Raw genomic sequence first — 11,712 nt, 5'->3', positions numbered from 1 at the left:
CCCCATCATCTCTGTGTTGTTCAACAAATCGAAAGGAGGTGATCCGATGTCGAGTGATTTCGTTTTCCAGAACGTGGCCTCAGCGGATTGCACTTTCGGGAAGCAGTCTTCCCGTTAAGGCGCGAGACGCGCGGCGGGTGACCTGACAGGTCGCCGCCATTGGCCGCGCCACGGACGGAAACACGGAAGGCCGCCGGCTTCGAAAGAAGCGGCGGCCTTTTCCTTTTGGAGCCCACGCCGAAGACCGGCGCATCGCTTTGCCGCGAATGGCCAGGTTCCGGGCTGCTATTTGGTCAGCGCCAGGGTTTCGATGTTGCGGGCAATGGTCTGAAAAGCGTTGTCGAGTTCCGCACCGGTGGCTGCTTTGTAGAAATGCTTGATCGAACCGCTGTCGGCGCTGGCACAGTCCTTCAGGGTCGCTTCGGCATTGGCTTCATTCAGATCGAAGCCGATCGTGAAGATTTCGATGCCCTTGCCTCGCATGGCGGCACAGAGCTTCTTTGCAGCTGTGCGGGTCGGTTCCTTGCCGGCGTCATTGTAGACCTCGTCAACGCTGCTGGCGTCGAAATAGGACAGGTTGAATTCGCCATCGGTCATCAGGATCGCATATTTGGCGACTCGCTTCGGGTCCATCCTGGCCGGCCGCTCGGAGGCTTTCATCATGCTGCCCCAGTTCTCCGAGAGCATGTACCAGGTCCATTGCACGCCGATATGACCGGCGGTGCCGCCCGATGCGACAAAATCCTTGATGACGTTCTTGAGTGCGTCGGCGTTGGCCGTCAACGGCACGAGCCCGGCGGCCGGGCAAGGGGCGGTGCGGCTGTTTGCGGCAAAGGTCGACAACAGATAGTCGCGATTGACCATGCTGGAACCGGGGCCTGCGTCAGAATATTGATCGGCACCCTTGCGTTCGGTGGCGCAATTGTCCGGACGCACTGATGCCGAAGCAGGCTGCGCGCTGGTGTTGCCGGGCGCCTGCTTGCGCTGGCTGGCATCGGTTTCAACATAGACGCTGCTGGCGGCAAGCGCCCCTGTATTGACCGAATTGGCGTAGGGCACGATGGAAACGCGCACCCTTGGCCTGGTCGGATCCTGGTTGCCCAGGAAACTGTCCACCGCATTGCTCGCGGCCGCCTTCAGATCCTTGATCTTCTGACCTGCCATGGATCCGGTCACATCGAGCATCATTGCCACTTCGATGTTCCTGTCCGAATAGAGTGCCGTTGTGGAAGCGGTGACGCGTTTCATGTCACCCATGCTGAAGATCGGGAAATACAGGGCGACATCGACATGGGCGTCCGCCTGGACCGTGTTGGTGGTCCTGTCGACAATCAGCCTGTCCATGACGATCTGGTTGGCCTGCAGGATGCCCGCCTGGCTGTTGGCGTCGAGAAAGACCTGCACCGATTTGTTGGCATCGGCTTCCCTGGTGACACCGGTCGTCAGGTCGCGTGCCGTCGACGTCACCGCGGCGTCAACCACGCCCTGCAGGCTCGATCTGGCATTGTAGAGCTGCGATACGTTGACGGAAAAGCCAACAGTCAGCGCCAGGACCGAGGCGGTAAGGCCGAACAGGACTGCGAAATTTCCACCGCGATGTCTGGCGAAAGCGCCGACCGCGTGAACAAGACCCCCGTAATTCCGCATCCTATTGCCTCCACTCGCCTCGGCCTCGTCGCCGCGGGAAGGGCAATGCAGGATTCCAGCCGGATGACGCCGCCGTGGGGCAGAAGACCAGCCATGCACCAACAACCCGTTGTTTTTGTTTGGTTTCGAGCTGCGTGAAGGTGAATGACCGGTAAACTGAAAAACACTTTTGCGACTTCGTTTACGAGCCGCTTACCATGATCGGAGCAAGGGATTCCGCAATGCCCGATGACGTCCTGTTGCGGTACAGGGCTTCTGTGCCGAAGCGGACCAGTTGTCCCATGGAGCGCGAAGCGGCCGGACTAGGCCAGCATTTGCGCGCTGACCGTCCTGTCGATGCCGTGATAGGGCGGATTGAACAGATTGCCTTCCTGTTCGTAGGTCCACACCTTGAACAGGCTGAGCCGATGCGGGCCGAAACTGTGCAGCAACGGCACGTCGGTGGCGTCTCGGCCGCGCGCGATCACGACGCGGCCAATCCTTGGCGTGTTGTGGCGGGGATCGAATGTGTACCATTTGCCGTCGAGGAACACTTCCAGCCACGCCGAGAAATCCATCGGCGCCGGATCAATCGGCACGCCGATGTCGCCGAGATAGCCGTTCACGTAGCGCGCCGGAATGTTCATGCAGCGGCAGAGCGTGATCGCCAGATGGGCGAAGTCGCGGCACACGCCGACGCGCTCCTCATGCGCCTGTGCCGCGGTGCGGGTCGAACGGGCATAACCATAGCCGAAGGACAGCCGGTTGTGGACATAGTCGACGATCGCTTGCGCCCGCGCCCAACCCGAGGGGAGATGGCCGAAAAGCTGCCACGCCAGCCCGCTCAGATGATCGGTCTCGCAATAGCGGCTGCCGAGGAGATAACCGAGCACTTCGTCGGGCAGTTCCGGCACCGGCACTTCCCTGGCCAGCGTGTTGACCGCATCGGTCTCGCCGCTGTCCTCGACGACCGCATCATAAAGGATGCGAAAGCCGCCGGCGGGCGCGGTGAAACGGCGGCAGGCATTGCCGTGCAGATCGTGGTAGAGCCTTGTCGGCACGGCGGGCGATGTCAGCACCCGCGTCTGCCGCTTGATGTCGGCCTGCCTGTCACTGTGGATCTCAAGCAGTGAAATCACCGGGGTGGCCGCGGTGCATTCAATGGCGATTTCGTAGCCGAGCCGGATCAGCATCGCAGTCCCCCTTCGAACGTCGTGGAAAACAGTTTTGCTCAAACGCGGAAGGAAGGGGCGAAGTTCCCTGGGACCATCGAAAAGGTGGCGCTTGCGCCTTCCCATAAAGACGCCGCGACGTTAGGTTCGGCGATCGCCAGAAGCGGTCCCCGACTCAAGGAAAACCATGTTCGCAGGCAAGAAATTCGCTGCCTTCCTCTTCGATATGGACGGCACGCTGCTCAATTCGACCGCCGCCGCGGAGCGCGTCTGGAGCAATTGGGCGATGGGGCACGGCCTCGACGTGGCGGCTTTCCTGCCAACCATGCATGGCAGGCGGGCCATCGAGACCGTCCGCAGGCTGGCACTTCCCGGGGTCGACCCACAGCACGAGGCGAACGAGATTACACGGGCCGAGATCGCCGATGTCGAAGGGATCAATGCCATCGCCGGCGCCGCGGCATTCTTGAGTGCGCTGCCGCCGGATCGCTGGGCCATCGTGACATCATCGCCGCGCGCGCTTGCGCTGGTGCGGATCGCAGCGGCGGGCATCCCGCGTCCGGCGACAATGGTCACGGCGGAAGACGTGGTTCACGGCAAGCCTGCCCCCGACTGCTTCCTGTTGGCGGCCGAACGGCTTGGCTTCGACGCCCACGACTGCGTGGTTTTCGAGGACGCAACGCCGGGCATCCAGGCTGGCGAGGCGGCCGGCGCCACGGTGGTGGTCCTCACAGCGACGCATCAGCACAAGATGGAAACGCCGCACGCCACCATTCCTGACTATGACAACCTGACGGCGGTCACCGACGCGCAGGGCCGGCTGGGTCTGGAGCGAACACAAAGCGCGGCGGCGTCCTGATGCATGTCGCCCAAAAGTGCACAGCGGTTTTGGAAGGAAATGCATAAAGCAAAGACCTGAAGCGCGTCGCCTGATCCCGTTCGAACGCTACGCGCTTCAGACCCTGGCAACGGCTAGAAATCGCTGGTCAGGCCCTTGACCTCCCAGTCGCCATAGCGGCCGGGCTCCTTGCCGCCACGGCCGCCGACTTCCTTCGGCGCCGCGGCTTCCTTCTCCAGATATTTCACGCGTCTTGCTTCGGCTTCCGCGAGCGCACGGCTGGCTTCCGGCGTCAACACCTTTGGCTGGACGTCATCGCCAAGCTCGGCATTGGTTTTACTGGTTTCGTCGTTCATGCGATATTTCCGGCGGATTGAAACGGGGACTGGCATTTCCCATCATATAGCGGTGAGCCCACAGGGATCGACCCCCCTTCACGATCAGTTGGACAGGAGCAGACGATGAACACACTTCGCACCGCCATGCTTCTTGCCGCAATGACGGCGCTGTTCATGGGCGTCGGCTTTTTGATCGGCGGAACCGGCGGCATGATGATCGCCCTGCTGATTGCGGCCGGCACCAATCTGTTCAGCTACTGGAACGCCGACAAGATGGTGCTGTCGATGAACCGCGCCGTCGAGGTCGACGAAAAGAACGCGCCCGAATATTACGCCATCGTTCAGTCACTGGCCCAACAGGCCGGCCTGCCGATGCCGAAGACCTATCTGATCGACAATCCGCAGCCGAACGCCTTCGCCACCGGCCGCAACCCGCAGAACGCCGCCGTTGCCGCCTCCACCGGCCTGCTACAGCGGCTGAGCCATGAGGAAGTCGCCGCGGTGATGGCCCACGAGCTCGCCCATGTGCAGCATCGCGACACGCTGACCATGACGATCGTCGCCACCTTTGCCGGCGCCATCTCGATGCTTGGCAATTTCGCCTTCTTCCTCGGCGGCAATCGCAACAACAATCCGTTTGGCTTTGTCGGTGTGCTGGCGGCGATGATCGTCGCGCCCTTCGCGGCGATGGTCGTGCAGATGGCGGTCAGCCGCACCCGCGAATACGAGGCCGACCGGCGCGGCGCCGAAATCTGTGGACACCCGCTCTGGCTGGCGTCGGCCCTTGACAAGATCGCCCGCGGCGCCGAACGCATTCCCAACCCCGATGCCGAACGCAATCCCGCGATGGCGCATCTCTTCATCATCAATCCTCTTTCCGGCGAGCGCATGGACAGTCTGTTTTCCACCCACCCCAGCACCGAGAACCGCATCGCCGCCCTGCAAGCGATGGCGCGCGAGATGGAAAGCGGCGGCACAGGGGTTGCACCACGCCAGGCGCCGATGCCGCAGGCAGACGAACAGCGGCCATTGGGCCCGTGGGACCAGTCAGCACGGCCCGAGCAGCCGGCAGAACCGGCCAAGCCGAAGCCCGGTCCGTGGGGCCGCAATCCGACCGGGCCCAAAGGCCGGTGGTCGTGAGCGTGTCGGACAGAGGACCTCGGCGCACCGTTTCAGGCGATCAGGAACACAAGGACGGCGGCGACTTCGTTGCCGGTCTCGCCGCCCGCAAGGCGGCGGCGCGCCTGCTTGCCGCCGTCATCGACGCCAGGACGCCGCTCGACGGACTGACCGACCACGAGAACGGCCACCCGCAATACAAGGCGCTCGACCTGCGCGACCGTAGCCTGGTCCGCGCCATCCTGGTTACAGCGCTGCGCTATCGCATGACCATCACGGGGCTGCTCGCCCGCCGGCTCGAGAAGCCGCTGCCGCCCAACGCCACCGCGCTGTCGCACATATTGCATGTCGCGGCCGCACAGATCCTGGTCCTCGACATTCCCGACAGCGCCGCCGTCGACCTGGCCGTGACCCACGCCAAGTCCGATCCGCGCACGCTGCGCTTTTCCGGCTTGGTCAATGGCGTGCTGCGCACCCTGGCGCGCGCCAAGGAAACGGAGCTGCCTGCCGCCCTTGCCGCCACCGACGAAGCGCCGAAATGGTTCTCCGATCGGCTGAAAACCGCCTATGGCCCCGAGCATGCCAGGCTGATTCTCGCCGCCCATCGGCACGAGGCGCCAGTCGATTTCTCGGTCAAGACCGACCCAGAGCTGTGGGCCGAAAAGCTCGGCGGCATCATCCTGCCGACCGGCACAATTCGGGTGGAGAAGCTTGCCAATGCCGTCACCGAATTGCCCGGCTTCACCGAGGGCGCCTGGTGGGTCCAGGACGCCGCCGCCAGCCTGCCGGCGCGGCTGTTCGGCAATGTCAGAGGCTTGCGCGTCGCCGATCTCTGCGCCGCCCCCGGCGGCAAGACCGCTCAGTTGATTCTCGCTGGCGCCAACGTCACCGCCGTCGACACCTCGAAGAACCGGCTGGCGCGGCTGACGCAAAACCTTGAACGTCTCGGCCTGACGGCCGAGATCGTCCAGGCCGACCTGCTCAAATACCAGCCGGAAGAGCTGTTCGACGCCGTGCTCCTCGACGCGCCCTGCTCGTCGACCGGCACGGTGCGGCGGCATCCCGACGTGCCGTGGACCAAGACGGCGGCCGATGTCGAGAAGCTGGCCGACCTGCAACGCAGGTTGCTCGCCCGCGCCGTCACGCTGGTAAAACCCGGCGGCAGGATCGTCTTTTCCAACTGCTCGCTCGACCCGCTCGAGGGCGAAGACCTCTATCGCGCCTTTCTGGCCGGCACAGCGGGAGTAGCCAACGATCCGCTGCGGCAAGGCGAGATCGCCGGCATCGATCCATTCCTGACACCGCAGGGCACGTTGCGCACCACGCCCGCCGATTTGGACCTCGGCGCGCCGGAACGCTCTGGCCTCGATGGCTTCTTCGCCGCGCGCATGCGTAGAGCCGGCTAAGGATTTTAACCGACCGGATTTACTGACTTTTTCAGGGAGAGCCGGGAGCAGAACCGGGTGAGCCGGGGCCGTCCGATGGAATTCGCCTTCGCACGAGTCATGCAATCATGTAAACTTGCACCGGGGTAGAGGACGATCAGGAGGGGTTTTGGCACTCGCTGCCAGCAGCACGACGCGTCTATGGACGCTTGTCGCGAGGGAGTTCTGGCGCAAAACGCGCCGGCGCCTCCGTGCCGGGCCGATCTATCGCTGGCGCTATTCCGGACGCACGCCGGAACGTGTGCTGATTGCACCGCCGGACCTGCGCCTCGCCGACCCGCAAATCGCGCTCGAGATCTACTATGGCCGCTATCCCTTGTCGGGGCATCTGGTCGAGACCGGCGGCAAGTCGCCTTTCCAGATCAACGTGCCCAACCATGGCTGGCAGAAGACGCTGCATGGCTTTCGCTGGCTGCGCCACATGCGCGCCGCCGGCACCGAGCTCGCCGCCGCCAACGCCCGCGCCCTGGTCTCCGACTGGCTCGCCATGCACGGCAGCCATATCTCCGGTATCGCCTGGGAGTCCGGAACCACGGCCAAGCGCATCATCGCCTGGCTGCAGCACTCCTCTGTCGTGCTGCAGGGCGCCGAGTTCCCCTTCTACCGCGCCTTCCTGAAATCGCTCGCCATCCAGATCCGCTACCTCAGGTCGATGGCGCGCGAAATGCCTGACGGCAAGGACAGGCTGCGCGCCCGCATCGCGCTCGCCTTCGCCGCCCTGTCGCTGCCGGCGCCGGCATCAGCGCTGCGCGGCGCGACCCGCAACCTTGCGGACGAACTCGACCGCCAGATTCTTGCCGACGGCGGTCACATTTCGCGCAATCCGATGGCCGTCCTGGAAATCCTCGCCGACCTTTTGCCGCTGCGCCAGACCTATGCCAACCAGGCGGAAACGCCGCCGCAGGCCCTCATCGGCGCCATCGACCGCATGCTGCCGGCGCTGCGCTTCTTCCGCCACCAGGACGGTAGCCTCGCCCGCTTCAACGGCATGGGCGCCACCATCCATGACCGCATCGCCACCATCCTGCGTCACGACGATACCGCCGGCGCGCCGCTGCTGCATGCGCCGCATTCCGGCTATGAGCGCCTGTCGATGGGCGGCGCTACGATTATCGCCGACACCGGCCTGCCGCCGCCGATCGACGTGTCCAACGCCGCACATGCCAGCTGCCTGGCCTTCGAACTGTCGTCCGGCCGCCAGCATTACATCGTCAACGCCGGCATCGACACCTACGGCGCCGCCGAGTTCCGGCCGCTGGCGCGCGCCACCGCGGCGCACTCGACCGCCACCATCAACGACACCTCGTCGGCGCGTTTCAGCCATTCGCTGCGCGTCAACGACCTCCTCGGCTCGCCGCTGATCGGCGGCCCGCAGCAGGTGCAGTGCAAGCGCACCGACCAGAAGGGCGCTCAGGGTTTTGTCGCCCGCCATGACGGCTATGTCCCGCGCTTCGGCTTCCTGCATGAGCGCGAGCTGAATTTGTCGGCGAACGGCAACGTGCTGGCCGGCAGGGACCGCTTCCTGCGGCCCGGCAATGCGGAAATCCGCAACAACGGCCGCGACTTCGTCACCATACGCTTCCACGTCCATCCCGACATCAACCTGCTGCAGGACGAGCACGATCGACTGGTCCTGGCCGGCGATCAGGCCGACACCTGGGTGTTCACCTCCAGCGAAGTGGTGCCGGACGTCGAGGAATCGATCTATTTCGCCGGTCTTGGCGGCCCGCGCCGCAGCCGCCAGATCGTGCTTGCCTTCAAGGCCTCTGAAGTCGCCGAAGTCCACTGGCAGCTGACGCGCACCAGCATCGCCGGTTACCCGGAAAACAACTGACCGTATCTGCCTCGAGCATGAGGCCGAAAGTTACAGACTTTTCGGAACATCATGCGGCAAAACAAAGAGCCAACCAGCGCTTCCGGTTTGATTTCCCGATGTCATGTGCTACGGCGCGGGCATCCACCACACCAGCCGTGAAAGGCCGCCATCCCATGGCCGTCGCCGCCAAGAACATTCCCGCACCAGACCTCGTTGCCGTGCGTCGCGCCCTGCTCTCGGTCTTCGACAAGACCGGCCTGATCGATTTCGCCAGGGCGTTGGCCTCGGCCGGCGTCGAGCTGGTCTCGACCGGCGGCACGGCAAAGGCGATAGCCGAGGCAGGCCTCGCGGTGCGCGACGTCTCCGAGCTCACCGGTTTTCCCGAGATCATGGATGGCCGCGTCAAGACCTTGCATCCGGCGGTGCATGGCGCGCTGCTCGGCGTGCGCGACGACCCGGAGCATTCGGCTGCGATGCGCAAATACGGCATCGAGCCGATCGATCTGGTCGTCTCCAATCTCTATCCGTTCGAGGAAGTCCGCCGCTCCGGCGCCGACTATGCCGCGATCGTCGAGAACATCGACATTGGCGGCCCGGCGATGATCCGCGCCTCGGCCAAGAACCATGCCTATGTCGCCATCGTCACCGACCCCGGCGACTACGCCTCGGTGCTGAACGCGCTAGAGATGAACATCGGCTCGCTGTCGCTGGATTTCCGCAAGAAGCTGGCGGCCAAGGCCTTTGCCCGCACCGCCAGCTATGACGCCGCGATCTCCGGCTGGTTCGCCGAGGCGCTCGAGATCGAACATCCGACATGGCGCGCCTTTGGCGGCAGGCTGGTCGAGGTGATGCGCTACGGCGAGAACCCGCACCAGAGCGCCGGCTTCTACGTCAATGGCGACAAGCGGCCGGGCGTCGCCACGGCGCGCCAGCTGCAAGGCAAGCAGCTGTCCTACAACAACATCAACGACACCGACGCCGCTTTCGAACTGGTCGGCGAATTCGATCCCGGCCGCTCCGCCGCGGTCGCCATCATCAAGCACGCCAACCCGTGCGGCGTCGCCGAAGGCACTTCGCTGAAGGCAGCCTACGCCAAGGCGCTCGCCTGCGATCCCGTCTCGGCCTTCGGCGGCATCGTCGCTGTGAATCGCATCCTCGATGCCGAGGCCGCGGAGGAGATTGTCAAGACCTTTACCGAAGTGATCATCGCGCCCGACGCGACTGACGAGGCAGCGGCAATCGTCGCGGCGAAGAAAAACCTGCGTCTCTTGGTCACCGGCGGCCTGCCAGACCCGCGCACGCTTGGCACGTCGGTCAAATCCGTCGCCGGTGGCATGCTCGTCCAGGGCAGGGACAATGCCGTGGTCGACGACCTCGAGCTGAAGGTGGTGACCAAGCGCGCACCGACACCGGCCGAAATGGCCGACCTCAAATTCGCCTTCCGCATCGCCAAGCACGTCAAGTCCAACGCCATCGTCTACGTCAGGGATGGCGCCACCGTCGGCATCGGGGCCGGCCAGATGAGCCGCGTCGATTCCTCACGCATCGCCGCCCGCAAGGCGCTCGACGCGGCCGAGGCTGCAGGCCTTGCCGAACCGCTGACCAGGGGTTCGGTCGTCGCCTCCGACGCCTTCTTCCCCTTCGCCGACGGATTGCTGGCGGCGATCGGAGCCGGCGCCACCGCCGTCATCCAGCCCGGCGGCTCGATGAACGACAAGGACGTCATCGCCGCCGCCGACGAACACGGCATCGCCATGGTGTTTACCGGCGTGAGACACTTCAGGCACTGAGCTACTCTTCCTTCTCCCCCAGGGGGAGAAGGAAGAGGCGCTGCTACTATTCCACCGGCTGGTCCGCCGGGTATGGCGTCCTGATCAGGATCGCCATGCCGATGGCCAGGAACAGGATGATCACGGCCATGCCGAGCCGCGCCGAGTCGCTGACGGCGGTGATGGTCGCCACCATGAACGGCGCCAGGAAACTGGTCGCCCGTCCGGCCAGCGCGTAGATGCCGAAATAGCGGCCGGATTCTGCCGCCGTGACGCTGCGCGCCATGTAGGAGCGTGACGACGCCTGCACCGGCCCGAAGGCCAGGCCGATCAACAGGCCATACATGATGTAGGCCTTTTCGGCGGCCGTGCCGAACAGGCCGCCCGAATCGACGGTCGAAAGCTGTATCAGGCCGAGCAGCGTGAAGCCCGGACCAGTCGAGACGACGCCGATCGTGGCGATCGACAGCATCACCAGCGCAATCATCACCACCACCTTCGAGCCGAGCGCGGTGTCGAGGCGCGCCGCGACCCAGCAGCCGAAGATGGCGACGACGTTGAGGATGATGCCGAACATGCCGATCTCGGTGATCGACCAGTGGAACATCGCCGCCGCAAAGGTTCCCCCCAGTGCCAGCAGCGCGTTGACGCCATCCTGGTAGATCATGCGGGCGACGAGGAAGCGGAAGATGCCGCCACGCTGGCGCACCTCGGCCAACGTCGATTTCAGTTCCGACAGGCCTTCTCGCACCGCCGGCCCGATCGGAATTCCCTTGATCGCATCCGGCGTGAAAAAGAACATCGGCAGGATGAACAGGAAGTACCAGCCCGCCGACAGCGGCCCGGTTGCCCGCGCGTCCTCGCCGAGCTTCGGGTCGAGCCCGAACAGCGGGTCGATGCCGATGATCGTCTTGCCGGTCTCCGGCGAGCCGGCCAGGCAGGTAACGACGAAGATCAGCGCGATCATGCCGCCGAGATAGCCGAGGCCCCAGGCAATGTTGGAAATCCGGCCGATTTCGCTTTTCGGCACCAGCCGCGGCATCATCGAATCGTTGAACACGGTCGAGAATTCCGCCGCCACCGAGGCCAGCGAGAACAGGGCCACGATGAGGAACAGGTTGGAGCCGGGGGCGGCGAACCACAACAGGCAAAGGCTGGTGATCTTGATCGCGGCGAAAAACGCGATCCATGGTTTGCGCGGTCCGGTTTGATCGGCGATCGAGCCGAGAATCGGCGACAGCACGGCGATGACCAGCCCGGCAGCGGCGATGCCATAGCCCCAGACCGCCTGGCCGGTATTGGGATCGCTCGACATGCGCGAAACGAAATAGGGGCCGAAGATGAAGGTGGTGACGACGGTGAAGAACGGCTGCGCCGCCCAGTCGAAGAACATCCATCCCCAGATGCCGCGCCCAGACGCACGCTGCACTGTTACCTCGGTCATGTCCCCTCCCAGCATCCGCGCGGCGCATCGCGCGCCATGTCTGCATGTTTTTCATGACGGCGCAAACGAACAAGCATGGCGCCGCCCCTCATTGCCGTTGGCTTCCTCGCCCCGGCGAAGCCGAGACGGAGGCGGGGAAATGCGC

9 protein-coding genes are annotated in these 11,712 nt (G+C 64.5%); 5 read left to right on the top strand and 4 right to left on the bottom strand.

Features of this window, described 5'->3' with window-relative positions:
- Positions 1-285 precede the first annotated feature (285 nt).
- Together AC1D10_RS04175 and AC1D10_RS04170 are read right to left on the bottom strand one after the other, a co-directional pair.
- Positions 286-1,647, bottom strand: a complete 1,362-nt coding sequence (locus AC1D10_RS04175; RefSeq protein WP_477269035.1) for a TadE/TadG family type IV pilus assembly protein — start codon at positions 1,645-1,647, stop codon at positions 286-288.
- Positions 1,648-1,949: 302 nt separating this feature from the next.
- Positions 1,950-2,819, bottom strand: coding sequence for a transglutaminase-like domain-containing protein (locus AC1D10_RS04170; RefSeq protein ID WP_477269034.1), 870 nt, complete (start codon positions 2,817-2,819; stop codon positions 1,950-1,952).
- Positions 2,820-2,985: 166 nt separating this feature from the next.
- Between AC1D10_RS04170 and AC1D10_RS04165 the strand changes: the two genes are divergently transcribed.
- On the top strand, positions 2,986-3,657 hold the full coding sequence (locus tag AC1D10_RS04165) for an HAD-IA family hydrolase (RefSeq protein ID WP_477269033.1): 672 nt from the start codon (positions 2,986-2,988) through the stop codon (positions 3,655-3,657).
- A gap of 113 nt (positions 3,658-3,770) precedes the next feature.
- On the opposite strand, the gene AC1D10_RS04160 is transcribed toward AC1D10_RS04165, so the two are convergent.
- Positions 3,771-3,992, bottom strand: coding sequence for a DUF1674 domain-containing protein (locus tag AC1D10_RS04160; protein WP_477269032.1), 222 nt, complete (start codon positions 3,990-3,992; stop codon positions 3,771-3,773).
- A gap of 105 nt (positions 3,993-4,097) precedes the next feature.
- On the opposite strand from AC1D10_RS04160, the gene htpX reads away from it, so the two are divergent.
- The 4 genes from htpX (at position 4,098) to purH (ending at position 10,144) form a co-directional block, all read left to right on the top strand.
- On the top strand, positions 4,098-5,114 hold the full coding sequence (htpX, locus tag AC1D10_RS04155; protein ID WP_477269031.1) for a zinc metalloprotease HtpX: 1,017 nt from the start codon (positions 4,098-4,100) through the stop codon (positions 5,112-5,114).
- Entirely contained in the window at positions 5,111-6,499 is a 1,389-nt protein-coding gene (locus AC1D10_RS04150; RefSeq protein ID WP_477269030.1) for an RsmB/NOP family class I SAM-dependent RNA methyltransferase, read from the top strand. Before htpX ends, AC1D10_RS04150 begins: the two co-directional genes overlap by 4 nt.
- A gap of 148 nt (positions 6,500-6,647) precedes the next feature.
- Complete coding sequence (locus tag AC1D10_RS04145) at positions 6,648-8,372, top strand: heparinase II/III family protein (RefSeq protein ID WP_477269029.1); 1,725 nt, start codon at positions 6,648-6,650, stop codon at positions 8,370-8,372.
- Positions 8,373-8,527: 155 nt separating this feature from the next.
- A complete protein-coding gene (gene purH / locus AC1D10_RS04140; RefSeq protein ID WP_477269028.1) occupies positions 8,528-10,144 on the top strand; it encodes a bifunctional phosphoribosylaminoimidazolecarboxamide formyltransferase/IMP cyclohydrolase in 1,617 nt (538 codons plus the stop codon).
- A 46-nt stretch (positions 10,145-10,190) separates the two neighbouring features.
- On the opposite strand, the gene AC1D10_RS04135 is transcribed toward purH, so the two are convergent.
- Positions 10,191-11,567 carry an MFS transporter gene (locus AC1D10_RS04135; RefSeq protein WP_477269027.1) on the bottom strand — a complete coding sequence of 459 codons (1,377 nt, stop codon included), beginning with the start codon at positions 11,565-11,567 and terminating at the stop codon, positions 10,191-10,193.
- Positions 11,568-11,712: the final 145 nt, after the last annotated feature.

This window comes from Mesorhizobium sp. P2_A8, from assembly GCF_056404935.1.
This window is presented reverse-complemented; position numbering and strand designations above follow the sequence as displayed.